Origin of the sequence: Cognatiyoonia sp. (genome assembly GCF_965661665.1) — a bacterium.
Taxonomy (GTDB): domain Bacteria; phylum Pseudomonadota; class Alphaproteobacteria; order Rhodobacterales; family Rhodobacteraceae; genus Cognatiyoonia.
Window position 1 is genome coordinate 12,464 of record NZ_CBFIEO010000017.1, and the last position, 22,809, is coordinate 35,272.

The following is a 22,809-nucleotide window of genomic DNA, read 5'->3' on the forward strand; positions in this document are numbered from 1 at the left end:
TCTGCCTTATGTGGTTTGCGATCTGCTACCATATGAGACAGGGATTTCAAGCAAGGTTAGAGCGTAACTGGCTTTCCAGTCTTGTGGCTTTCATCCGCCGCGTCCGCCATCATCTGCGCTTTGAGGCCATCTTCGATCGAAGGGGTCATCGGTTTGCCGGCGTTCAGACACTCCACAAAATGCGCCATCTCATTGGTGTAGGCGGCGGCGTAGCGTTCCAAGAAAAAAGGTTCGGTCGCAGATTTGCGGTAGCCGTCGCCTGTCGCAATCTCCACCGTATCAGTCAGCACGTTGTCCGCGCGGAGCATGCCGCCAGAGCCATGCACTTCGATCCGTTGGTCGTAACCATAGGTCGCACGTCGGGAGTTTGAGATCTGGCAGAGCTTGCCGCTGGCTGTTTTCAGGCTGACCATCGCGGTATCGATGTCTCCAGCTTTGCCGATCTTAGGATCAACGAGGCAGGAGGCATGGGCAAACAGTTCCACGGGTTCCTCCCCCAACAAGAACCGCGCCATGTCGAGGTCATGGATCATCATATCCCGGAACAACCCCCCGGAAGTCTTGATATAGCCAATGGGTGGCGGGGACGGATCGCGCGATTGGATCGTGATCATTTCAACGTCACCGATGGCCCCACGGCGCAACTGCGCCTCGACCTTCATGAAATTGGGGTCGAACCGTCGGTTGAAGGCGGTCATGAACGGGACACCTGCTGCACTCACAGCTTTGATGCAGTCGTGGATCCGCGCTACCGACAAATCAATCGGCTTTTCGCAGAAAATCGCTTTGCCGTGTTCGGCGGCCTGATGGATGATGTCATAATGGGTTGTAGTCGGCGTGCCGATGACTACCGCGTCGATGTTGGGGTCAGCGATGATGTCGTCAGACGTCATCACCTTGGCGCCGGTTTTGGTTGCCAAAGCCCCTGCTGCTTCGGGCAAGAAATCCGACACTGCCGCCGCCGTTGCCCCCTCCAACGACATCAAAATACGGGCATGGACCTGACCAATCCGGCCTGCGCCGAGCAATCCAATATTGACCATGGGCTATCCTTTCAGGTTCGACAGAACAGTACGGGCCGCTTTGAAGACGGGATCGTGTGTTTCCTTCAGAATGCTGACACGATCAAACCTGTCGGGGTCTTTGTTGACCGCCGCCCGCATCGCGGCGCCAAAGGCCATGCGCAATTCTGTACCGATGTTGAATTTACATATGTTGGTCGTCTGGGCAAGGCGACGGCGTTGGTCTGCCGGCACGCCAGAGCCGCCGTGAATCACAAGCGGCAAGTCTGTGACAGCTTGAATCGCGGAAATGCGATCCTCATCCAGTCTGCCAGATTGATCTTGTTGCAAATGCACGTTGCCAACGGAAATCGCCATCGCATCTACGCCGGTTTCCTTGGCAAATGTCGCAGCTTCAGACGGATCGGTACCGGCTGAGGCTTCGCCGTTGTCGTAGCCCACAAACCCAATCTCACCTTCGCAAGAGATGCCCGCGTTGTGCGCCATCTCTGCAATGCGCGCAGTCTCTTCAATGTTTTGCGCCAGCGGCTTACGCGACCCATCGAACATGAGTGAAGTGAAACCGCTGTCGAGCGCGATTTGACAGTCTTCGAACGTGTAGCCGTGGTCGAGGTGGGCGACGACGGGCACGCTCACCACTTCAGCCAAATGGCAGAACATCTTGCCCAAGATAGGCAGCGGAGTGTGTTCGCGACATCCCGGGCCCGCCTGCAGAATGACAGGGCAGTTTTCCGCTTCAGCGGCCGCCACATAGGCACGCATATCTTCCCAGCCGAGAGTCACTAAGCCGCCGACGGCATAGCCACTTTTCAACGCAGGTTTCAAAACATCAGCGAGGGTAACGAGGGGCATTTCTGGATCCGCGAGCGCTGGTTATTTGAACTTGGCGATCATGTCTTTGATGCCGGGAATGGTATCCAACTGCGCCGCATGAGACGGCTGGAAATACTGCACCAAAGACCGCTGGCTCAGACCACCGAGGATGGTGAAATAATACATCTGATAGCCCGGCAGTACTGCGCAAGGATGGTACCCGCTGTCGAGGCAGATCGTTGAGCCATCGACGATATGATAGGCGTCGCCCGCCTTGCCGTCTTCGCGCTGCAACATCTGAACCCCGGAACCGTAGTTCGGTTTGAAGCGGAAGTTGTAGGTCTCATCATGCCGCGTCTCATCTGGCAGACGATCCGTGTCGTGCTTGTGGCTTGGAAAGCCGGACCACCCCCCCTCACCCACGGTGAACAGCTCAGAGACAAGCAGACGCCCAACATTGTCATGATACTTGGTGCCAATGATGTGTTTGATCTTGCGATGGGTTTTGGTGTCGTCGGAGCCGTATTGCACCACATCCAACTCGTCATTTCGCACCGCAAATGCATCGAGCACTTTGTCATAAAGCGCGCCAGCAACAAAAACCTCCGCCTCGTCAGAGGTACAGACCATTTCCGCCTTCGCAGCCGTTGGGACATAGACGCCCTCAGGCTCCCCATCCCAAACGTCTTCGACGCGACCACCTAGCCCGTCAGCTTTGAACCCTTCGACATTCACATCGACCGTGCCCGTCGCGGGCACGATGCAGGTTTCATAGCGCGGCACTTCGTAGGTGAACGCCTCCCCCTTCTTCAGCTTCACGATGTTGAAGTAATTCAGGGGAACGGTGGCATCATCCACATCGACGATGGGTTTGTTCTGATTGTCAAACGGTGGAATATGCATGGTGTCCCCTCAAGCGGCTGTCGGGCCAGAATGTTCGGCCAGAAAATTTTCTAGAGTCTCAGTGTCCGCCATCGCCGGCGCGCAGCCCGGGCGGGACACAGTGACAGACGCGCAGGCAGAGCCGCGCAAAATCGATGTCTTCAAATCATGCCCAGCGGCAATCGATGTCACAAGGCCCGCCATAAAGCTGTCGCCTGCGCCAGTGGGCTTCATCGCGTCCACTGGATAGATGCCAGTGCGGATTTCTTCGCCATTGGCAAAGGTGATCGCACCTTTGTGACCCATCTTATAAACCACCATCGCGGCGGAGGTGTAAGAGAGCGCCCGCGCCTTGGCGAAGCCTTTGTCAATCCCGCCCGCCATAAACCCGAATTCTTCGTCATTGCCGACGATCATATCACTTTGTTCTGACGCGCGGGTCAGCACCTCTTCGGCCACCTGCGGGCTGGGCCATGAATAAGGGCGGTAATCGACGTCAAAGATGATCGGAAGACCTGCGTCTTTCGCCAGTACAAAGGCTTTGAAAGTTGCCGTGCGGGATGGCTCCGCCGCGAATACAGTGCCCGCCGTGATCAACGCGCCGTATTGCGCATAATCGACCGCGGCGACATCGCTGTCATCCATTTGAAAGTCAGCGGCACCATTGCGGTAGATGACCGTTTGATGATCGTCCAACCGGCTCTCATAAACCGCCAAAGACGTGCGGTATTCACCGCCAATGGGCGTCACATGGGTGGTGTCCACGCCGTATCTAGCCAATTGCCCCAAGCAATAGCGGCCCACGCTGTCGTCGGAGACCCGCGTGACCAAGGCCGCTTTGCCGCCAAGCTTGCATATCCCAGCCCCGATGTTGGCAGAGCTTCCACCCATGCCAACCATCATCTCTTCCGCTTCCTCGGTCGCCTCGCTCGGGTGCGTAAAAAAATCCATCCCGACGCGGCCAACAATAATGAAATTGTTCGCCTTGATCCCCTCGATGAGCCCCTCGTAATCCGCCATCACACGCCTTTCCGTTGGCGGTCACGGGTAGTTTCCCAATCGACGTGGGCATCGGTCACCCGCTTGCTGTCAGAGATGTGCGGTGTACCAACCTCCCACCAAGTATGGCCCTCAGTCGTCCAGCCCTCATAGGCGTCCACTTTCATGCAGATGACATAGGTCCGATCCGCAGCTTTCGCGCGTGCGAACGCCTCTGCCAGATCAGCAGGGTTTTCGACCATTTCGGCCAAAGCGCCCATTGACCGCGCATGCGCTTCGAAATCAACGCTCACCTGCTCCGTCGCTGTAGGCGTATCGGCGATCAGGTTGTTGAAGCTTTCATTGCCGGTGTTGTTCTGAAGCTTGTTAATGACGGCAAAACCACCATTGTCGAGCACCAGCACAATTATCTTCTTCTGCGACAGAACTGATGAATAGATGTCGGAGTTCATCAGCAAATAAGACCCGTCGCCGGTGAAAACGATGGTGTCTTTGTCCGGCTCCATTTCCGACTGCGCGATGCGTGCACCCCAGCCACCAGCGATTTCATATCCCATGCAAGAGAAGCCAAACTCGACATCGACAGTGCCGATGTCCAGCGTGCGCCAATTCGCTGTGACCTCTGCTGGTAATCCACCTGCCGCGGCAACCACACGGTCGCGTTTGTGACAGGCCGCGTTCACCGCGCCGATGGCTTGCGCATAGGATGCGGGTCGGTTGCCGATGCGCACATTCTCCGCCACGTAGTCATCCCAGTTGGCGCGTTCGGCTTGCGCATCTTTCGTCCATGTAGCTGGCGCTTTGTACGTTGTCCCCATGCTGAGCTGATCCAGCGCAAGCTTGGCGTCACCCACAACTGTCATTGACATGTGTTTGGCCGCATCGTGGCGGCCCACGTTGACCCCGATGAATTTCGCGTCGTGACTGAAGGCCGTCCAACTGCCTGTAGTGAAGTCTTGGAGGCGCGTGCCAATGGCAAAGATTACATCCGCCTTTTCGGCAATCGCATTGGCAGAGTCGGACCCTGTCACCCCAATTGGCCCGATATTGAGCGGGTGATCCGCGAGCAAGTTCGCGCGGCCAGCGATGGTTTCAACAACTGGAATGCCGGTACTTTCCGCGAATTCGGTCAACTCCGCCACCGCGCCGGAGTATTGCACCCCTCCCCCAGCAATGATCATCGGCCGTTTCGCGGTCTTTAGCAAAGCAATCGCGTCCGCAATTTCGGCGGCGTCGGGCATCTGACGACGGATGCGGTGCACCCGTTCCTCAAAGAACGAAACGGGATAATCGTAGGTCCACCCTTGCACGTCTTGCGGCAAGCCGATGAAGGCTGGGCCACAATCGGCGGGGTCGAGCATGGTGTTGAGTGCGGCTGGCAGCGACTGGATGATCTGCGCCGGATGCGTGATCCTATCCCAATAGCGGCTGACCGCTTTGAAGGCGTCGTTTAAGCCAAACGTTGGATTGCCGAAATGCTCAAGCTGTTGAAGCACAGGATCAGGCAAGCGCGTCAAAAACGCATCGCCGCAAAGAAGCAACATCGGCAAGCGGTTGGCGTGGGCCAAAGCGGCGGATGTTAAAAGGTTCGCCGTGCCGGGCCCCGCTGATGCAGTGCAGAACATGAACCGACGACGCAGGTAAGCCTTGGCGTAGGCCGCCGCGGCGAATCCCATGCCTTGCTCGTTCTGTCCGCGATAGGTTGGCAGCACGTCCTTATGATCATAAAGCGCCTCTCCCAGACAGGTCACATTGCCGTGCCCGAAGATTCCAAATCCGCCGCCACAAACACGGGTCTTCACACCATCGATTTCGATGTATTGTGCTGCCAAATACCGCACAATCGCTTGTGCCGTCGTCAGAGTGACGGTCGTTGGTTTGCTGGCCACGATATCCTCCCAGGCGTGCGGTCCACAGGGTCGGGAACAATATACCTATTGACCCCACTACCCAAATGAAGATACGCATTTTGCAACCGGTTGCAAACACAAAATTGAGGGCGCGATGAAAGAGATCGGAATTGGCATCGTTGGCGGGGGTTATATGGGTAAAGCGCACTCCGTTGCCTTTGCCAGTGTCGCCTCTGTATTTGATACCGCGTTGCGCCCGCGCCTCGTGCGAATCTGTGCATCATCCGATGATAGTGCGGAGCGGTATCGCGCGATGTATGGTTTTGAAACCTGCACCTCTGACTGGCAAGAGCTGGTTGACGATCCAAGGGTCGAGGCGGTCGTCATCGCCTCCCCCCAGAAAACCCACCGCGCCATTGCGGAAGCCGCCTTTGCCAAGGGCAAGCCCGTGCTTTGTGAAAAGCCGCTGGGTGTCTCAGTGGAGGAAAGCCAAGAGATGGTCGACGCCGCTGAGAAGGCGGGCGTCACGAACATGGTCGGCTTTAACTACGTCCGCACCCCTGCAACGCAATACGTTCGCAAGCTGATCAACGACGGCCGGATCGGGAAAGTCACCTACTTCCGTGGCGAAATGACCGAAGACTTTTTCGCCGATCCAGAGATTGGCGGCTGGCGCGGTCAAGGGGCTGCCAACGGCTGCATGGGCGACCTTGCCCCGCATATGATCAACTGCGCGCGGGCTTTGATGGGGCCGATTGTCTCGCTCAACGCGGTCGCAGAAACCGTGCACGCCACACGCGCGGGTGAGACCGTCACCAACGACGATCAAGCGCAGATGATGTGCCGGTTCGAAAGCGGCGTTCAGGGGCACATGTTCTTCTCCCGCGTCGCGACGGGCCGGAAGATGGGCTATGCCTACGAAATCCACGGCACGCACGGTCACATCCGCTTTGATCAGGAAGATCAGAACGCGCTTTGGCTTTACACAATTGAGGGACCAGAGGCGGAGCGTGGCTTTCGCAAAATACTGACTGGACCTGAACACCCAGACTACCTGCCCTTCTGCCAAGGCCCAGGGCATGGCACAGGTTATCAGGATCAAATCATCATTGAGGCGAGAGATTTTCTCACCGCCATCGCCGAAAAGAGAGACATCTGGCCAACCTTTCGGGAAGGTCTTGAAGTAAACCGGATTGTTGCCGCGGTTCTGGATTCCAGTGCCAAACAGGCTTGGGTGAACGTCGCTGACTACTGACTAAAGGTACAAAGATATGATCAAGATTGGGAATGCGCCCTGCTCATGGGGTGTTGAATTCGCAGACGACCCCCGCAACCCCGCATGGCGCAAGGTTTTGCAGGAAAACGCTGAGGCTGGATATAAGGGTATCGAATTGGGCCCAGTGGGCTTTATGCCTGAAGACCCTGCTGTGCTGGCCGAGGCGCTGGAGGAATTCAATCAAGAGCTTGTCGGTGGCGTTGTTTTCCGCCCCTTCCACGATCCTGTTGCTTGGGATGATCTGATGGATGGGGCCGTGCGCACATGCAAAGCCCTAAAAGCCCATGGGGCGGAACATCTTGTGTTGATCGACAGCATCTCCCCCCGTCGCGCGCCGACCGCGGGTCGCGCCGATGAGGCGGAGCAGATGGACAAAGCCGAATGGACCGCGTTCCGCGACAGGATCGCAACGGTGGCCAAGATGGGCGCAGAAGAATACGGCCTCACCGTCGGCATTCACGCACACGCTGCTGGCTTCATGGATTTTGAGCCAGAGTTGGAGCGGTTGCTAGATGAGGTCGACGAAAACATCTTGAAGATCTGCTTTGACACAGGCCACCATTCCTATGCTGGCTTTGATCCCGTCGCATTTATGAAAAAGCACATCGACCGCATTAGCTATATGCACTTCAAGGACATCGATCCGAAGGTGAAAGCGGAGGTTGTCGCCAACCGCACCGATTTCTACACCGCCTGCGGCCAAGGCATCTTCTGCAATTTGGGCAATGGGGACGTGGATTTCCCAACGGTACGGCAAACGCTGTTGGATGCAGGGTTCGAAGGTTGGTGCACAGTGGAGCAAGACTGCGATCCAGACGGCGACACCTCCCCCGTGGATGACGCGAAGCTGAACCGCACCTATCTGCAATCCATCGGGTTTTGAGGAGACACCCATGAAACGACTGAATTGGGGCATGATCGGCGGCGGTGAAGGCAGTCAAATCGGGCCAGCACACCGTATGGGCGCGCAGGCTGACGGCAACTTCATTCTGGCCGCTGGTGCTTTAGACCACGACGCAGAGCGTGGCAAAGACTATGCCCAGCGCTTGGGCGTCGCTGCCGACCGTTCATATGGCAATTGGCAGGACATGCTGGCGGGCGAGAAAGACCGCGACGACCGCGTTGATCTGGTGACGGTCGCCACACCAAATTCCACCCATTTTGAGATTACGAAATTGTTCCTCGAAGCGGGCTTTAACGTGCTGTGCGAAAAGCCGATGACCATGACCGTCGAAGAGGGCGAAGAGATTGTTAAAATCGCGGAGGCGACAGGCAAGATTTGCGCCGTGAACTACTGCTACTCGGCTTACCCAATGGTGCGAGAGATGCGGAATATGGTCGCCAAAGGTGACATCGGAAAGGTGCGCCTGATTATCACCAGCTTCAGCCACGGCCACCACGGGGATGCGACCGACGCCGATAACCCGCGCGTCCGCTGGCGCTATGACCCAGCGATGGCGGGCGTCTCTGGCCAGTTCGCCGATTGCGGTATCCACGCGATGCATATGGCGAGCTTTGTTGCTGGTGATGAAGTCCGCGCGCTGTCGGCTGATTTCGCCTCCACCATCCCTAGCCGTGAGCTTGAGGACGACGCGATGGTCAACTTCCGCATGGAAGGCGGCACCGTTGGGCGGCTCTGGACGTCATCGGTGGCGATTGGGCGTCAACACGGGTTTGACATTCAGGTGTTTGGCGAAACAGGTGGGATGAAATGGTTCTCCGAACAACCAAACCAAGTGATGTACACGCCTGTCGGTGGTCGCACGCAGATCATGGAGAAGGGTGAAGCTGGCTTGTCGGATGAGGCCGCCCGTCTCAGCCGCGTCGCCATTGCACATCCCGAAGGCTTCCCGATGGCTGTGGCCAACATCTATGTCGACCTCGCCGCCGCAATACGGGGGGAGCCGCATGGCGACTACCCGAAAGCGATCGACGGATTGCGGTCAATGGCGGCGGTGCATCAGGCTGTGGCGTCGGCAAGAGCGGATGGCGCTTGGGTCGATGCGAGGCCGCCGATGTTGCGGATGTAAACCGGGCAAACACCTGCCCGTGGGTTGGTGTTCCGACTGGGGTTTGGCAGCGCTTTATGGCTGCCAAACACATTCCTCAGAAATTCACGACGCAACATATACCAAAACACCAGCCCGCCATGACGGGCAGGTGTTGGCCCAGCAGCTTCGGCTTGTTCTGGGCCTCAAACCAGCAGCCGCAGCGTCCCGCGCTCAACGATCCAGCCTGAGTGCAACCTTGCCTCGGGCCGTTTGCGTTCGGATGACAGCATGTCTTTCATCAGCTCAATCGACTCGCGAATGATGTCTTTGATCGGATTGTGAATGGTGGTGAGGTTGATGTTGGCCCACCCAGCCATCTCCATGTCGTTAAGGCCAATTAAGCCCACCCTGTCCGGCACACCGATCCCTGCCGTCTGCAATGCAGACAAAGCACCGATTGAGACAACATCATCACCGCAGAAATACGCCTCCGCCAAATCCTCTTGGATCAGGCGGGTCATCTCGTCCCGACCACCATCAAAGCTGTAGCTTGAGGCGTAGCTGACGGAGGTCTCAACCCCAGAATGCTTGGACGCCTCCCCCAAAAATCCGGCACAGCGATCTTGGGTGGAGGTCGCATCCTTCGGGCCGCCCAAAAACGCGATCTTGCGATAGCCTCGTGCGATCAACGTTTCCGCCGCCATCCGGCCCGCCGCGTGGTTATCGATCCCGATGGTCGTGACTTTCGGGTCGGCGACTTGCCGACCGAACGGGTGCACCACGGGCACGCCAGCGTCTTGAAACGCCTCGGCAAAAGTCACCGGCAGCGTCGATGACGCCACAATGACCCCATCGACGGAGTATTGCTTCAACATCCGCACAGAATTGGCAGGATCAGTTTCATCCGACAGGTTCACAAGCAATGGCCGCAAGCCGGTGTCTTGCAGACCTTTGGTCACAAGATCGAAAACCTCCAGAAAAATCGGGTTTTGAAAGTTGTTGGACACCACCCCGATCATCTTGGTGCGACCGGTGGTGAGGGATGAGGCGAGTGCATTGGGGCTATAGCCCAGTTGCGCCGCCGCTTTCTCGACCTTCTCGCGAGTGCGGGCGGAGACGGAGGCCCCCTCGGTAAAGGTGCGCGACACCGCAGAACGCGAGACACCAGCCTGTTCGGCCACGTCTTTCAGCGTTACTGCCATATCCTTACCTCACCGATGGTTACGTCCCGCGACCTGCCCTAATTCCTGCCTTGTCGTCAATAACGATCAGGCGGCGCCTTCAAACTCAGCACCTGTCTTGGCACCCGTGATGTAGGCCACGATGTCCTGACCGTCCGTCTCCTCTTTACGAAGGTTGGCGACGATGCGACCACGACGGAAGACGATGATCCGGTCCACAAGATCCATCACCTGCCGCATGTTGTGGCTGACAAGGATCAAGGGCTCGCCCTGCTCTTTCAGCGTGCGGATAATGTTTTCAACCTGTGCCGTTTCCTGAACACCCAAGGCCGCTGTCGGTTCGTCCATGATCGTCAGTTTTGAGGCAAAGCTCGCCGTGCGTGCAATGGCCACGCACTGACGTTGACCGCCCGACATCCGTTCAATTGTGTTCTTGATGTTGGGGATCTTAACGCCTGTGCGTTCCAGCGCGTCTAAGGTGTCCTGCCGCATCGCTTTGTAATCGAGCAGGCGGAATGGGCCCAGCCAGTCAAACTTGGTCTTCTCCCGACCCAGAAAGAGGTTGTCCGGCACATCAAGGTGATCGGCCAAAGCCAGTGTTTGGAACACTGTCTCAATCCCTGCTTCACGCGCGTCGATGGGGCCGTTGAAATGAACAGGTTTACCATCAAATATAACATCACCACTAGTGCGTTGTTCCACGCCAGTGATCTGTCGCACGAAGGTGGATTTCCCCGCCCCGTTGTCGCCCATGATCGCCACATGCTCCCCTTTGCGGAGGACGAAGTTGGCGTCGTTCAAAGCCTGCACACCGCCGTAGTGCTTCGTGAGGCCCCTAGTCTCCAGAACGATTTCGTTGCTCATCTCAATGCCTTCCCTAAGCTCGATTTCTCTGTCGGTATTGGTCAAGGATCACAGCCGCGACAATGATCGCGCCCATGGCCATCAACTGATAGGACCCGTCGAGTTTGATGTAGGTGAAGCCAGAGCGGATGACGCCCAGAACCATCGCACCAAGGACGGTGCCGATGATAGAGCCACGGCCACCCTGCAAGCTGATGCCACCGATGACCGCCATCGCGATGGCGAAGAGTTCGTAGAATTCACCCATGCCGGCCTGCGCTGTCACAGCTTTGGAGCTCAGGACGATGCCCGCAAACGCAGCCAGCATAGAGGCGATCATATAAACCATCACCTTGTGGCGCTTCACATTGATGCCAGACATCCGCGCGGCTTCTTCGTTGGAGCCGATGGCATAGGTGTGCTTGCCATAGACGGTGTAGCTCATGATGAATTGGAAGATGATAGCCAGCGCCACGAACCAAACCACAGGCATCATGCCGGAGCCGATCCAAGCGTAGGCATCTGTTGGGAAGGAGACTGGATTACCGCCTGACCACCAAAGCGCGATGCCACGGCAAAAGAGAAACATGCCAAGTGTCGCGATAAAGGGCGGAATGCGGAAATAGGCAATGAAGGTGCCGTTTATCAGGCCGATCATTGCCCCAAAGGCCAGACCAATCACCACCGGCACGACCACCGGCAGGTCCATCGCCCAGGGCCCGAAAACGGCCTTCGGATTCGCAAACCCATTCACTTCGGCTACTTGCGCAAAACTCATCGCGATCATCGCCGTCGCCGCCACAAGGGGGCCGGAGGATAGATCGATCCCTGCCGTAATGATGACTTGGGTCACGCCCAGCGCAATGATGCCGATGATGGCGACTTGAAGAATGATAATTTTTAGACGCGCTTCGTTGAAGATGCTGTCAAAGCGGTCTTTTGTATCGAACAGGAAGCTTTGCCCGTTCATATAAGGGGCCAACTGACCAATCGCTTCAAACACCGCGATTATGATAAACAGCGCAAGAAGGATGTTCAGCTCATTCGGCCACGATCTTTTTGATTTATCAAAGGTTAGACCACCAACGCCTTGGCTTGTGTCAGCCATGCTCGCCTCCCCAGTTTTGTTGGCTAGAAAAGATTGGGCGGCACGACACCGCGCCGCCCAAAATAAAAGGTCAGGTGACCTTAGTTACGAGACATAAACTCGCCCATGTTCGCTGGTGTCACCAGAACAAACGGGATGTAGACTTTACTGTCCACGTCTTCACCAGCGATCAGCTTGAGCGCTGCGTCGATGGAGCCTGTGCCCTGACCAACGGAGTCTTGGAACACGGTGACGTCATAGTCGCCAGCCGCCATTGCGAGCAGAGCGTCCTGAGAGGCGTCAACACCACCGACCTGAACGTCAGCCATGTCCATGCCAGCCGCTTTCATCGCTTGGATCGCGCCGATGGCCATTTCGTCGTTGTTGGCCAGAACGAAGTCAAATGGCTCACCAGAAGACATCCAGTTTGTCATCAAGTCTTGTGCTTCGTCGCGGGACCAGTTGGCAGGTGCTTCATCGATGATTTCCATGAAGTTGCACATGTCCATGCCGATCACGTCATAGACGTCCTTGGACCGCTGAACAGCCGCTTGGTTGGACAGCTGACCGTTCATCAGGTAGCCGCGCGCGCCGTTGCCTTTGCCTTCTGCACGCAGGTTTTTGCAGATTTCAAATGCGGACAATGTACCGGACTCGATTTCGTTCGATGCAACGAAGGCTTGCGTTGCCGGCAAATCGTTCACGTTGTCTGGCTCACGGTTGACGTAGACCAACGGTGTATCGCCAGCAGCCGCAGACACAGCCGCACCAGCAGATGTATCAACGATGTTCACGATGATCGCATCCACGCCTTGCGCGACGAAGTTCTTCACCTGGTCAATCTGCTTGGCCAAGTCGTCTGTCGCGTCTTCTTGCTGGTAGGACAGGCCGTCGATTGTGCCTGCGTATTCCAGCATGCCGGTGCGCAGAACTGTCAGCCAGTTATCGTCGAAGCGCGAAAATGTTGCGCCGATTTCCTGTGACATCGCGGATGTCGCTGTCAGAACCGTCAGGCCTGTCGCGAGTAGATACTTTTTCATGTTTTCCTCCCATGTTTTGGTGTCCGGCACACCTTTTTTGAACCGGAGACCCCGACATGCCAAAGGCGCAGCGGAGCCGACAAATTTAAAATAATGCCTCTGAATTCCCTCCAAGTGGCACCGAAAGCTGCGGTGTTTGAAACATCAAATCACCACAATACAGGTTGCGATTCTCACGGTCGCTGAGGATCAGAATAGATATTTTGCAACCGGTTGCAAGAATAAGTTTCCCGAAGGCCATCAAATTGATCCGAGCTATGGGTTGTCTCCGAATGGTTTTCGGCGGACAACTTCGGTCAACAGAAGCGCAGGCGGGAGGCCGGACATGCAGCAGAACAAACTTCGCCAGATGTTCAACGACGGTGTTCCGATCTTGAATGGCTGGCTGTCCATCGCGAGCCCGTTTTCGGCTGAGATTATGAGCGCTCAGGGCTTTGATAGCTTGACAATTGATGTGCAACACGGGGCGCTCGACTACACCGATCTGTTGCCAATGTTCCAAGCGATGAAGGCGTCCCCCTCGGTCTTGATGGCGCGGGTGCCATGGCTTGATCCGGCACCGATTATGAAATCGCTCGATGCGGGTGCGATGGGGATCATTTGCCCGATGATCAACAACCGCGCGGAGGCGGAGGAGTTTGCGTCCTACATGCGGTATCCGCCGCGCGGACAGCGCAGCTATGGCCCGACACGAGCGCTTTTCGCCTACGCCGACTATCGCCTGAGCGTAAATGACGAGGTGCTGGCGATTGCGATGGTTGAGACAGCTGAAGGCTATCAGAACTTGGAAGAGATCGCCTCAACCCCTGGGATCGACGGCATCTACGTGGGTCCCAGTGATCTGACACTTGGGATAGAACAAGGGCGCCTGCCCGAAGGACTGGACCGCGAAGAGCCAGAGATGATCGAACGTATCCAGCGCATCGCGGGAGTCTGCAAGCAGAACAACATTCTGGCCTGTTTGCATTGCATGACCCCAGAATACGCAACCCGTGCTGTTGGCTGGGGCTACAACTTGACCACCGTTGGGGGCGATGTGCGGTTCATGGCGACTGGCGCTAAGGCGGCAGTAAGCGCCTTTCACGAACAGAATGGGCGTGAGGCGCTGCCAAAAGGCCGTGACCTGAAATACTAACCCACCCTACACGCGCGCCTTTTCGAATGCGGCCCATGCCGCCTCAAATGCTTCAAAGTCAAATCCAGGCTCCCGCGCGGGGCCGAGGATCAGGTGTTCCGTATCCTGCATCTTTTTGATCGCGGCCCCCAGGAGCGGGATCACATCCGGCGGGACGACCACAGCGCCATGGAGATCGGCATGCACAAGATCACCGGGATGGATGGTTAAGCCAAAAACGTTAACGGGACATTGCAGGGCCGTGACGTGGACAAAGCCGTGGCTCGGCCCGATGGAGCCTGCAACGACAGGATACCCCTTTGCCATATCGCCGAGATCGCGCATCACACCGTTGGTCAGAGTGCCCGACATGCCGAACCCTTTGTGGATGGTGGTGTTCACCTCGCCCCAATAGGCCCCAATGGCGTTTGGATAATCCTCATCCTCGATCACGCAGATCGACGGTTTTGGCGCTTCGGCCATTTGTTTGTAATAGGCCATGCGGCGTTCGCGGATCACCTCGGGTGGCTCAGTCGGTGGTGTGACCGCCGCGATCTTGGCGGTTGAGGCATACCCCACAATCGCGGGGTCTTCAGGTGCCGAGCAAAGCATCGTCCCGCGCGTAAAATCATTGAACCCACGCTTGCCTTGCGCCACTTCGATGGCGTTGCAAACGGTCGGTGTGTCGATAGCGCGCAAGAGCGTCAGGAGGGCATCATCCATTTGGGATCTCCTTCAGCCACGCTTGGAGCGCGGCGGTTGTGGCTTCGGGTTGTTCGAGGGTGGGCAGATGTCCTGCGCCCTTGAGGATGGTCAGGGTCGCGTGGGGCATCAGGTCGTACATCAGCGTGTGGCGATGCACGGGACAAAGCGCATCGTCCTCACCGCAAAGAATCAAGGTTGGGCCTTTGTAACCTTTGAGCGTCTCTTGCTGATCTGGGCGGGTGGCGAGGGCGCGGGATTGTTTTTCAAAAGCATGTGCGCCCAAGCCCAAGGCCATATCCATGCAGAGGTCGAGAATGTCGCCCCGCTGCGGTGTGTCGGCCAGATAGTTGGGCTTCATCTCATCCCGCATCACAGAAACCAGTTTGCCTGCTTTCACGCGGGCAATCTGGGGCGTGCGGTCCCCTGCGATTTTCGGGTGCTCCGCCTTGGGGTTCGTATCCATAAGAGCGACGCCAGCGACGCGGCCGGGCGCTTGGCGGATCACCTCCATCGCGACGATACCGCCCATCGACAGCCCTACCAGTGCGAAACGGTCAGGGGCGTTGGTCAGAACGTCAGCAGCCAGTGCTTTCACCGTGTCATGCGCATGGATGGAGAGGGTTGTCACTGCCCTGCCCTTGCTCAAGGCGTTGATTTGCAGCGCAAAAAGGCGGGCGTCGCACATCATACCCGGCAGAAGTACGAGCGGCGTCATGTGACGAGCGCGGCCCCTTCGGACAACGCGCAGAGTTTGGCATAGGCAATCTCAGGATCAACCGCACCAAAGCCGGCGAAAGTGCCAAAGCCGCAGTCAGACCCTGCGATCACGCGGTCTGCACCGACGATATCTACGAAGCGTTGGGTGCGCTGGGCGACGAGTTCGGGATGCTCCACAAAATTGGTGGTGGTGTCGACGACGCCCGGCACTAGAACCTTGTCCGCAGGAATGTCGGCCTTGCGGTCGCGGAAGACAGTCCACTCGTGACCATGGCGCGGATTTGAGGTTTCAAACAGCACATAGCGGGCTTTGGCAGACATCAGCGTGTCGAACATCTTGGCCATTGGAATGTCGCAGACATGCGGGCCTTCGTAGTTGCCCCAGCAGATGTGGATGCGCACCTTTTCAGCCGGGACATCTGACAGCGCGTGGTTCAACGCCTCAACATGGGAGCCTGCGATTTTCAAGAACTCCTCATCGCTTAAGTCATTGAAAAGCATATGTCTTGAGAGCGCGAGGTCGGGGCAATCGAGTTGCAGATCAAGGCCACTGGCGACAATGGTTTCGTATTCCACCTTCATCGCGTCCGCAAGGGCGGCGAGGTATTCGTCGCGGCTGCTGTAATAGTCGTTCTGCAAGAAGAGCGAAATCACACCGGGTGAGGCGGCGTTCATAAAGCCGTGTTCGACACCGTGTTCGGCCATCGCGGTTTTGAGGTTTGAGATGTCTTTTTCCAACTCGCCTTGGCCTTTGGACTTCACCTCCGCCACGCACATCGGGCGGGCGTATTGTGGGGTGCCGCCATCGTCGGCCAAGCGTTTGAGAAACGTGGGGAATTTCTTCAAATCGGCGGGGGCATTACGGGGGCTGTCGCCGTCGAAACCAGTGTAGCGGTCTTTGACATAAGTGGCATAGCTGATCTTGGAGGTCTCACCGTCGCTAACGATATCAACACCCGCATCGACCTGTTTGCGGACCGTCTCTGACACTGCTGTTGTCATACAAGCGTCAAAAGCGTTTTGGTCATACTCTTTGCCGTGTTCACGGGCAAAAATGCAATCCACAACCTCTTGCGTGCGGGGAAGTGAACCCACGTGTGAAGTTAGAATTTTGGTCATGGGTTCCTCCCCCAAAAAGTCAGTAAAATAACGTACACCTAGCGTATACACAGAGTACACAGGGCGAATGTACGTTGCACACTAGCCGAGCCACGTATCGCCTGCTGGATCGTCATTGGAAAAAACGCGGTAAAGCGAGGCTTCGCCAGTCATGGCCGGATAGAGCGCGTGCGCGGTGCCCGGTGGCACGGCGCAGGTGTCACCCGGATTGAGCGTAGTAGAACCGCTCATCCAATCGAGCCGCCAATGTCCCCGCATCGGCATCAAGATGGTGTGGTGGTTGTGGGTATGTTCGTTGGGTGAGATGGACCCCCTGCTCAGCAGCTCAACTTCAAACCCCGGTTTGTCGCGCAAGATGCCGTTTTCCCCAATCACCTTCGCGGGCTGCTTGTCGGATAGCGCCATCAAGTCCCAATAGCGGGCAACGTAATGCGGCACCACGTCGAGGGTTGAGGGTTCGGGGAAGGCTTTGAGTTCCTCATCAGTCAAAAGCGGCATCGGCTTTATCCCGTCGGGGAGGGAAACGCCTTTCTTGCTGTCGTATAGCTTGCCGTTCTCCCCAAGCACTAAGCCGTGGTCGGTGGCGTCCTCGATCACCTGCGGGGCCCAGATGACACCGCCGCCTGCATCGTCGCCGCCAAGGATCGCCATGATCATCCCGTAGTCGATGCCGATGTTCTCAAACCCGCGGAAGATACCCGTAGGGATGTTGAATATATCGCCTTCTTCCAGAACGACTTCGCCCGCATCCCCCCAACGGCCCCAGAAGAACCGCCAGCGGCCTTTGAGGACAAAGAACACCTCTGCCGTGCGGTGCGAATGCAGCGAGTTGCGGCATTTCGGCGGTTGACCAGCAGCACCGATGTTGAAGCCAGGCGTGTCTTGGATATGGACGTGCTGATCGGCAGATTCAGACACGCCGCCCCCAATGATGGTGAAGTTTTCTTTTTGGTTGGAACCGGGCGTGTGCGCGTCGATGAACGCCGTTTTGCAAGGGCGCAAATCGCCATAGCGGACTATGCGGGCTTCCATTTCTGTTGGTGTCATCGCTGTCTTCCTTATCCTGTCGCCAGAACGATCTGCTTCCAGATCGCTGTTTCATCGAACAACGTGTATTCGCGGCGGATGCCCCATGGGCCAAACTCCACATGGGTTGAGCCCATGACATAGACCTGAGCGCCGCTGGGTGCGCCAAACGTGCCCCATCCGTCGTGCTTGCCCCAAAGCCCCCAGCGGATTGCAGCACGTGGCGGCATCATAGGATCTTCACGCCCAATCTGGTGTTCAATCTTGAATTCCGCATTGGGGAAGGATGCACGGAGGCCCATCCAGAATTTGTCAGCCCCATCATGGGACAGCGTGGTCACACCACCTGGATATTCAAGGTTCGCTGCGCGGTCATATTCCTGCGGGATCACATTGAATTCAGCGTTCATGATGCGGGTCAGAACGTAAGCATATTTCTGACCCCACTCATTATCATTGCCTCGCCCTTTGTAAGGGCCGTCGATGTCAATCTTTGGCGTGAACGGCTTCACACATTTGTCCGCGCCGCCTTCCCGCTCAATCAGATCAGCGGCGTACTCTTTCGGGTCCCATCCCAACTGACGCACAATCGCGCCTTGGTCGCGGATCAGCCATTCATCGTTGATCTGATTGTTGATTGCATGACAGTCGGCGATGATCCGGTAGTCGAGCTTTTTACCCGTTGCCTTACCGTAGACACCATCATGGGCATGGGTAGCCGTTGTGTGGAGACGGTGGGAACTGAGCATCCCCTCTTCCGGTGTTCCAGACCAGATGACATCTTCGCCAAAAAGCGTGCGATCGGGAAACTCCGCCAATGTAGCCATTGTCGCAGCGATAACGCCTTGATTGCCTTTGACCACACTGCCTGGCGACCGTACGGGAATTTCAGGCGCGTAATAGTCATGCAGCGTGCCAATCCCGCGATCTTCCCAAATCTCTTTCGTGATCCCGATGATGTAGTCCGGAAAATCGGTGAACCGGTTTGAAAAACCTTTCATGGTGTCCATCCTTCTGGGCGTCTTGCAGAACCGCGTGCGATCAGCGGCCCTTGAATTTCGGTCTTTTGCGGTGTGCGGGTTGGATCGTTGATTTGATCCAAAAGCGTTTCAATGGTGGTTGTCACCATCTTATTGACGGATTGGCGAACGGTGGTCAGGTTGTAGGAGGCCCAAGCCGCCATAGGCACATCATCGTATCCAACGATCGAGATATCGTCCGGAATACGCAGCCCCATCTCAAACCGCAGTGTATCCATGACGGCGAAGGCCATGTGATCGTTGCCGACAAATATCGCATCGGGCGGTGTCGGGTCGGTCATCAGATCGCGGGCCGCTTCGGACGCCGCTTCGCGGGAATAGAGCCCGTCGATTTCCGCATGTACCTTTTGGCCCGCAGCCTCAAGTCCAGCCCTGAACCCAATCGCACGGTCCCGTCCGGTGGAGGATCCGGCCCAACCACTGATATGCGCGATCCGTTTGTGACCCCCTGCCACAAGGAACTCCGCCACCTTGCGGCCCCCCTCGGTATTGGCCGACGTCACAGCAGACAGCCCGCTGCCATCAAGGCCACGGTTGAACAGCACCACCGGAATCCCTGCAAGACGGGCACGATCAGCAAGGGTTGAGCTCATCGAGACGGACGCCGCAATGATGCCATCGACTTGATAGTCCATCAACTCTTGCACTAGATTATCGACCCCATCGATGGAGTTTGGCGCGGTGAAGATAAGGACGTGGTAGCCCTGTTTCTGAAGCTCATTCGACAACAGTTCGAGCGCCACGGGATAAAAGTGGTTGTTCAGGTAAGCCACCACCAACCCGATGATCCGGCTTTTGCCAGACACCATTGCGCGGGCAAGGACGTTGGGCCGATAGCCCAGTTCCTCTGCCGCAGCTTTCACCTTTTCAACCGTTTTGGCAGAGGCGGAGGCACCGGGTGTAAAGACGCGGCTGACCGCCGACTGGCTGACGCCAGCGCGGGCTGCAACTTCTGCCGATGTGACCTTTGCCTGTGCCATTAGTCTGCGGTCCACCCCGCATCCAGCATCATGTGCGTGCCGGTCATCAGTGCAGAGGCATCTGACGCCAAGAAGACGGACGCGCCCATGATATCTTCCACCTCGCCCACGCGACCAAGTTTGATCTTATCCATGATCCACGCCTTCTTTTCAGGGTCCTCAAAGGTGGGGCGTGTCAGGTCGGTCACGATGAACGTGGGGCAGATTGTGTTAACGCGGATGCCGTATTTACCCCACTCAATCGCTTGGGCTTTTGTCATGCCTTCAACGCCGTGCTTGGTAGCGCAGTAGACAGCACGTTCTTGTCCGCCGACGTATCCCATCTGGGACGAAATCGTGATCAGGCTTCCAGGCTTGTCCGCAGCGATCAGTTTCTTGGCAATCGCTTGGTTCAGGAAATACGCGCCTTTGAGGTTGATACCCGTTACTGCGTCGAAATCAGGCGCGTTGGTTTCAAGTGACGGACCGTGGCGGGCGAGGCCCGCCGCGTTGAGAAGGATGTCGTAAGGTTCCGCATCCGCGACGGCCTTTTGCACGGCATCCACGTCAGAGACATCCAGTGGCATCACATCGGACGACCAGCCTTTGGCTTGGATGTCGTCGTGCAGCGCCTCCAGCTTATCCGCGCGACGGGCGGATAGGGTCACATGGGCGCCTGCTTCTGCCAATGCAACAGCGCAGGCCAAGCCAATGCCAGAAGAACAGCCAGCGACCAGCGCGCGTTTACCATCAAGGCGAAATGAAGGGGTTTTGGGCAAAGACATCAGGGGGCTCCTACAGGGAATGGGACGGTGCCCAGCACGCGGGCTTTGTTAAATTCGCGCATGCGGGCCAGAACGTCGACCCCAATTTTCCGGTAGAGATCCAACAGATCAACCAAGACCCAGTTTTCACGGATTTTGCCGTTTTCGACCCGCCAAAAATCAAGCGAGCAGAGCGTGACCTTCTGCCCGCTGGGCGCGATGCCCATCCAGCCATCACAGGTTATCGTTTGCGTCATATTGGGCCAGCCGGTGACGGCACAATAGGCGTTATCGCCGAAGAAGTGATGGGTAATCTCGTCCTCATGACGACCACGGTCGGGCATAGCCGCAAGGAATGGGATTTGATGCCAATTGCGGAAGCCCGCTGTGCCCCTCCCCGTCCCAATGCCAGCGGGGCCGTACCAGTTCATCTTTTCGTGCCAGAACTTCGGCAATTCCATCACCTCTGGTCCGCCCTGGTTGGGGTGGCGGATCATATGGGTGAGCATGTCGATGATCAGTTGCTGGCTGGCAGCACTTTGATCCGCGTCACGCGGCGCACGGGACGTGCCATCGGCGGTAGCTGGTCCAGGGACGAACATCTCTCGGCCGAGGCTCGGCGCCATAGGCCATGCCCCTGCTTGCATCATCAGTTCGGGAATATCCCAGATCGCCTGAACCTCGACGATTTTATCGTCCTCGAAGCGGTAGAATTCATGGAATCGCATATGCGCCAGATGGCCAGTCGGTGGGATATCAAGAAGCGGTGCGACGAAGGTGCCAACATAATGCCCACCGCAACCGACCCAAGCGTTGCCCTGTTCATCTTCACCCCCGATGACGATCCAATCGCGACGTTCGACATCTGGGAAGGCTTCCGTGAGTGGGGATAGCACCGTCTGCCCAAAAGCCGTGGGCCCTGTCAAATCGCCAAACGGATGGCACATATGGATCGTGCAATCAGGCGCCATTACAGCGTGCAGTGCAGCCTGAACCGCGTCAGCATCACCGGCATAAAGGGCGGCGCGATAGGGATCGAGCAGCGCCTGGTTATGCCGGTGGGCGCAGGTCATCCAGCGGCGTGGCCGTAAGGCACATTCTTGCCGCCGTAACGACGGACGCGCAGGTTACATTGTTCCGCATGCCCCACGAAGCCTTCCAGCATACATAGGCGGGAGCCATATTCACCAACCAAAGCTGCAGCTTCATCCGTCGTGACGCGCTGATATGAATGGGTTTTGAGGAACTTGCCGACCCATAGACCACCAGTATAGCGCCCCGCCTTCTTCGTTGGCAGCGTGTGGTTGGTGCCGATTACCTTGTCGCCGTTGGCCACATTGGTGCGCGGGCCGAGGAACAGCGCGCCGTAAGAGTGCATGTTCTCAAGGAACCAATCATCGCGGTCGGTCATGATTTGAACGTGCTCGTAAGCCGTATCATTGGCGACCTGCAACATCTCTTCATACGTGTCGCAGACAAAGATATCGCCGTAGTTGTCCCAAGACGCCAACGCCGTTTCTGCCGTCGGGATGATCTTTAGGATGCGATCAATCTCAACCAATGTTTCATTGGCCAGTTTGCGTGAGTTGGTGATCAGCATCGCGGGGGAGTTATAGCCATGCTCCGCCTGACCCAGCAGATCGGTAGCACACATTTCGGCATCGACGGTTTCATCTGCGATCACTTGAGTTTCGGTCGGACCAGCGAAGAGGTCGATACCGACCCGTCCGAAAAGCTGTCGCTTCGCTTCAGCGACAAACGCGTTACCGGGGCCCACGAGCATATGCACAGGATCAATCGTTTCGGTCCCGATGGCCATAGCGCCCACAGCCTGAATGCCACCCATGACGTAAATCTCATGCGCGCCGCCCATCTGCATCGCGGCGACGATGGCGGGATGTGGTTCGCCGTTAACTGGCGGGGCGGAAGCGATGATGCGCGGAACGCCAGCAACGTTCGCCGTCAGAACCGACATATGCGCAGACGCCACCATCGGGAATTTCCCGCCCGGCACATAGCAGCCCACCGATTGCATCGGGATATTCTTGTGACCCAAGATAACACCCGGCATCGTTTCAACCTCAACATCCGTCATCGAAGCACGCTGCGCCTCCGCAAAGTTTCGGATTTGGGTTTGGGCGAACTTGATGTCTTCCATATCGCGGGTTGATACCTTTTGCATCGCCGCTTCAATTTCAGAAGCGTTTAGGCGGAACCGCTCAGGCTCGTACCCGTCGAACTTTTTGGACAGGTCACGAACGGCCGCATCACCGCGTGCTTCAATGTCGGCCAACGTCGCCTCTACGACGGAGCGAACTTTCGCGTCCTCTTCTTTCTTTTCAGCTTCGGGTTTGCTTTGCTTCAGATGCTCAATCGCCATC

22 protein-coding genes are annotated in these 22,809 nt (G+C 57.1%); 4 read left to right on the forward strand and 18 right to left on the reverse strand.

What is annotated here, in order from left to right; all coding sequences use genetic code 11:
- Nucleotides 1-56: 56 nt before the first annotated feature.
- From iolG to iolD, 5 genes are read right to left on the reverse strand one after another with little or no spacing between them, the layout of a single operon-like run.
- Nucleotides 57-1,043, reverse strand: coding sequence for an inositol 2-dehydrogenase (iolG, locus tag ACTF5F_RS11435; protein ID WP_438957000.1), 987 nt, complete (start codon nt 1,041-1,043; stop codon nt 57-59).
- 3 nt (nt 1,044-1,046) lie between these two features.
- Entirely contained in the window at nt 1,047-1,874 is an 828-nt protein-coding gene (locus tag ACTF5F_RS11440; RefSeq protein WP_438957001.1) for a class II fructose-bisphosphate aldolase, read from the reverse strand.
- 21 nt (nt 1,875-1,895) lie between these two features.
- Nucleotides 1,896-2,738, reverse strand: a complete 843-nt coding sequence (locus ACTF5F_RS11445) for a 5-deoxy-glucuronate isomerase (RefSeq protein ID WP_438957002.1) — start codon at nt 2,736-2,738, stop codon at nt 1,896-1,898.
- Between the two features lie 9 nt (nt 2,739-2,747).
- The gene (gene iolC, locus ACTF5F_RS11450) at nt 2,748-3,737 is read right to left on the reverse strand and encodes a 5-dehydro-2-deoxygluconokinase (RefSeq protein WP_438957003.1); all 990 of its coding nucleotides are present in this window, start codon (nt 3,735-3,737) and stop codon (nt 2,748-2,750) included.
- Nucleotides 3,737-5,605, reverse strand: a complete 1,869-nt coding sequence (gene iolD, locus ACTF5F_RS11455; protein ID WP_438957004.1) for a 3D-(3,5/4)-trihydroxycyclohexane-1,2-dione acylhydrolase (decyclizing) — start codon at nt 5,603-5,605, stop codon at nt 3,737-3,739. The genes iolC and iolD overlap by 1 nt, the downstream gene beginning before the upstream one ends.
- A gap of 115 nt (nt 5,606-5,720) precedes the next feature.
- On the opposite strand from iolD, the gene ACTF5F_RS11460 reads away from it, so the two are divergent.
- From ACTF5F_RS11460 to ACTF5F_RS11470, 3 genes are read left to right on the forward strand one after another with little or no spacing between them, the layout of a single operon-like run.
- Nucleotides 5,721-6,821: a Gfo/Idh/MocA family protein gene (locus ACTF5F_RS11460; protein WP_438957005.1), complete on the forward strand. Its 1,101-nt coding sequence runs from the start codon at nt 5,721-5,723 to the stop codon at nt 6,819-6,821.
- 16 nt (nt 6,822-6,837) lie between these two features.
- On the forward strand, nt 6,838-7,725 hold the full coding sequence (locus ACTF5F_RS11465; RefSeq protein ID WP_438957006.1) for a TIM barrel protein: 888 nt from the start codon (nt 6,838-6,840) through the stop codon (nt 7,723-7,725).
- A 10-nt stretch (nt 7,726-7,735) separates the two neighbouring features.
- Nucleotides 7,736-8,872 carry a Gfo/Idh/MocA family protein gene (locus ACTF5F_RS11470; protein ID WP_438957007.1) on the forward strand — a complete coding sequence of 379 codons (1,137 nt, stop codon included), beginning with the start codon at nt 7,736-7,738 and terminating at the stop codon, nt 8,870-8,872.
- Nucleotides 8,873-9,036: 164 nt separating this feature from the next.
- Here ACTF5F_RS11470 and ACTF5F_RS11475 read toward each other — a convergent pair whose 3' ends face one another.
- From ACTF5F_RS11475 to ACTF5F_RS11490, 4 genes are all read right to left on the reverse strand, one after another.
- Complete coding sequence (locus ACTF5F_RS11475; protein ID WP_438957008.1) at nt 9,037-10,035, reverse strand: LacI family DNA-binding transcriptional regulator; 999 nt, start codon at nt 10,033-10,035, stop codon at nt 9,037-9,039.
- A 66-nt stretch (nt 10,036-10,101) separates the two neighbouring features.
- Nucleotides 10,102-10,878 carry an ATP-binding cassette domain-containing protein gene (locus ACTF5F_RS11480; RefSeq protein WP_438957009.1) on the reverse strand — a complete coding sequence of 259 codons (777 nt, stop codon included), beginning with the start codon at nt 10,876-10,878 and terminating at the stop codon, nt 10,102-10,104.
- Between the two features lie 13 nt (nt 10,879-10,891).
- Complete coding sequence (locus tag ACTF5F_RS11485; RefSeq protein WP_438957010.1) at nt 10,892-11,965, reverse strand: ABC transporter permease; 1,074 nt, start codon at nt 11,963-11,965, stop codon at nt 10,892-10,894.
- A gap of 80 nt (nt 11,966-12,045) precedes the next feature.
- Entirely contained in the window at nt 12,046-12,984 is a 939-nt protein-coding gene (locus ACTF5F_RS11490; protein ID WP_438957011.1) for a substrate-binding domain-containing protein, read from the reverse strand.
- Between the two features lie 325 nt (nt 12,985-13,309).
- On the opposite strand from ACTF5F_RS11490, the gene ACTF5F_RS11495 reads away from it, so the two are divergent.
- Nucleotides 13,310-14,119 carry an HpcH/HpaI aldolase family protein gene (locus tag ACTF5F_RS11495; protein ID WP_438957012.1) on the forward strand — a complete coding sequence of 270 codons (810 nt, stop codon included), beginning with the start codon at nt 13,310-13,312 and terminating at the stop codon, nt 14,117-14,119.
- 6 nt (nt 14,120-14,125) lie between these two features.
- Here ACTF5F_RS11495 and ACTF5F_RS11500 read toward each other — a convergent pair whose 3' ends face one another.
- The 9 genes from ACTF5F_RS11500 to hisD all read right to left on the reverse strand — a co-directional run bounded on the left by ACTF5F_RS11500 (nt 14,126) and on the right by hisD (nt 22,808).
- Nucleotides 14,126-14,821, reverse strand: a complete 696-nt coding sequence (locus ACTF5F_RS11500; protein ID WP_438957013.1) for an RraA family protein — start codon at nt 14,819-14,821, stop codon at nt 14,126-14,128.
- The gene (locus tag ACTF5F_RS11505; protein ID WP_438957014.1) at nt 14,814-15,518 is read right to left on the reverse strand and encodes an alpha/beta fold hydrolase; all 705 of its coding nucleotides are present in this window, start codon (nt 15,516-15,518) and stop codon (nt 14,814-14,816) included. Before ACTF5F_RS11505 ends, ACTF5F_RS11500 begins: the two co-directional genes overlap by 8 nt.
- On the reverse strand, nt 15,515-16,639 hold the full coding sequence (locus tag ACTF5F_RS11510) for a cobalamin-independent methionine synthase II family protein (RefSeq protein WP_438957015.1): 1,125 nt from the start codon (nt 16,637-16,639) through the stop codon (nt 15,515-15,517). The genes ACTF5F_RS11505 and ACTF5F_RS11510 overlap by 4 nt, the downstream gene beginning before the upstream one ends.
- Nucleotides 16,640-16,720: 81 nt before the next feature.
- Nucleotides 16,721-17,686, reverse strand: coding sequence for a cupin domain-containing protein (locus tag ACTF5F_RS11515; protein ID WP_438957016.1), 966 nt, complete (start codon nt 17,684-17,686; stop codon nt 16,721-16,723).
- Between the two features lie 11 nt (nt 17,687-17,697).
- On the reverse strand, nt 17,698-18,666 hold the full coding sequence (locus ACTF5F_RS11520; protein WP_438957017.1) for an ester cyclase: 969 nt from the start codon (nt 18,664-18,666) through the stop codon (nt 17,698-17,700).
- Complete coding sequence (locus tag ACTF5F_RS11525) at nt 18,663-19,685, reverse strand: LacI family DNA-binding transcriptional regulator (RefSeq protein ID WP_438957018.1); 1,023 nt, start codon at nt 19,683-19,685, stop codon at nt 18,663-18,665. Before ACTF5F_RS11525 ends, ACTF5F_RS11520 begins: the two co-directional genes overlap by 4 nt.
- Nucleotides 19,685-20,449, reverse strand: a complete 765-nt coding sequence (locus tag ACTF5F_RS11530) for an SDR family NAD(P)-dependent oxidoreductase (protein WP_438957019.1) — start codon at nt 20,447-20,449, stop codon at nt 19,685-19,687. The genes ACTF5F_RS11525 and ACTF5F_RS11530 overlap by 1 nt, the downstream gene beginning before the upstream one ends.
- The gene (locus ACTF5F_RS11535; RefSeq protein ID WP_438957020.1) at nt 20,449-21,501 is read right to left on the reverse strand and encodes an ester cyclase; all 1,053 of its coding nucleotides are present in this window, start codon (nt 21,499-21,501) and stop codon (nt 20,449-20,451) included. The genes ACTF5F_RS11530 and ACTF5F_RS11535 overlap by 1 nt, the downstream gene beginning before the upstream one ends.
- Nucleotides 21,498-22,808: a histidinol dehydrogenase gene (hisD, locus tag ACTF5F_RS11540; RefSeq protein ID WP_438957061.1), complete on the reverse strand. Its 1,311-nt coding sequence runs from the start codon at nt 22,806-22,808 to the stop codon at nt 21,498-21,500. Before hisD ends, ACTF5F_RS11535 begins: the two co-directional genes overlap by 4 nt.
- Nucleotide 22,809: the final 1 nt, after the last annotated feature.

Excerpts from the sequence above, each read along its gene's own strand:
- iolG (WP_438957000.1), bottom strand. The coding sequence starts at position 1,043 with ATGGTCAATATTGGATTGCTCGGCGCAGGCCGGATTGGTCAGGTCCAT.
- ACTF5F_RS11440 (WP_438957001.1), bottom strand. The coding sequence starts at position 1,874 with ATGCCCCTCGTTACCCTCGCTGATGTTTTGAAACCTGCGTTGAAAAGT.
- ACTF5F_RS11445 (WP_438957002.1), bottom strand. The coding sequence starts at position 2,738 with ATGCATATTCCACCGTTTGACAATCAGAACAAACCCATCGTCGATGTG.
- iolC (WP_438957003.1), bottom strand. The coding sequence starts at position 3,737 with ATGGCGGATTACGAGGGGCTCATCGAGGGGATCAAGGCGAACAATTTC.
- ACTF5F_RS11460 (WP_438957005.1), top strand. The coding sequence starts at position 5,721 with ATGAAAGAGATCGGAATTGGCATCGTTGGCGGGGGTTATATGGGTAAA.
- ACTF5F_RS11465 (WP_438957006.1), top strand. The coding sequence starts at position 6,838 with ATGATCAAGATTGGGAATGCGCCCTGCTCATGGGGTGTTGAATTCGCA.
- ACTF5F_RS11470 (WP_438957007.1), top strand. The coding sequence starts at position 7,736 with ATGAAACGACTGAATTGGGGCATGATCGGCGGCGGTGAAGGCAGTCAA.
- ACTF5F_RS11475 (WP_438957008.1), bottom strand. The coding sequence starts at position 10,035 with ATGGCAGTAACGCTGAAAGACGTGGCCGAACAGGCTGGTGTCTCGCGT.
- ACTF5F_RS11480 (WP_438957009.1), bottom strand. The coding sequence starts at position 10,878 with ATGAGCAACGAAATCGTTCTGGAGACTAGGGGCCTCACGAAGCACTAC.
- ACTF5F_RS11485 (WP_438957010.1), bottom strand. The coding sequence starts at position 11,965 with ATGGCTGACACAAGCCAAGGCGTTGGTGGTCTAACCTTTGATAAATCA.
- ACTF5F_RS11490 (WP_438957011.1), bottom strand. The coding sequence starts at position 12,984 with ATGAAAAAGTATCTACTCGCGACAGGCCTGACGGTTCTGACAGCGACA.
- ACTF5F_RS11495 (WP_438957012.1), top strand. The coding sequence starts at position 13,310 with ATGCAGCAGAACAAACTTCGCCAGATGTTCAACGACGGTGTTCCGATC.
- ACTF5F_RS11500 (WP_438957013.1), bottom strand. The coding sequence starts at position 14,821 with ATGGATGATGCCCTCCTGACGCTCTTGCGCGCTATCGACACACCGACC.
- ACTF5F_RS11505 (WP_438957014.1), bottom strand. The coding sequence starts at position 15,518 with ATGACGCCGCTCGTACTTCTGCCGGGTATGATGTGCGACGCCCGCCTT.
- ACTF5F_RS11510 (WP_438957015.1), bottom strand. The coding sequence starts at position 16,639 with ATGACCAAAATTCTAACTTCACACGTGGGTTCACTTCCCCGCACGCAA.
- ACTF5F_RS11515 (WP_438957016.1), bottom strand. The coding sequence starts at position 17,686 with ATGACACCAACAGAAATGGAAGCCCGCATAGTCCGCTATGGCGATTTG.
- ACTF5F_RS11520 (WP_438957017.1), bottom strand. The coding sequence starts at position 18,666 with ATGAAAGGTTTTTCAAACCGGTTCACCGATTTTCCGGACTACATCATC.
- ACTF5F_RS11525 (WP_438957018.1), bottom strand. The coding sequence starts at position 19,685 with ATGGCACAGGCAAAGGTCACATCGGCAGAAGTTGCAGCCCGCGCTGGC.
- ACTF5F_RS11530 (WP_438957019.1), bottom strand. The coding sequence starts at position 20,449 with ATGTCTTTGCCCAAAACCCCTTCATTTCGCCTTGATGGTAAACGCGCG.
- ACTF5F_RS11535 (WP_438957020.1), bottom strand. The coding sequence starts at position 21,501 with ATGACCTGCGCCCACCGGCATAACCAGGCGCTGCTCGATCCCTATCGC.
- hisD (WP_438957061.1), bottom strand. The coding sequence starts at position 22,808 with ATGGCGATTGAGCATCTGAAGCAAAGCAAACCCGAAGCTGAAAAGAAA.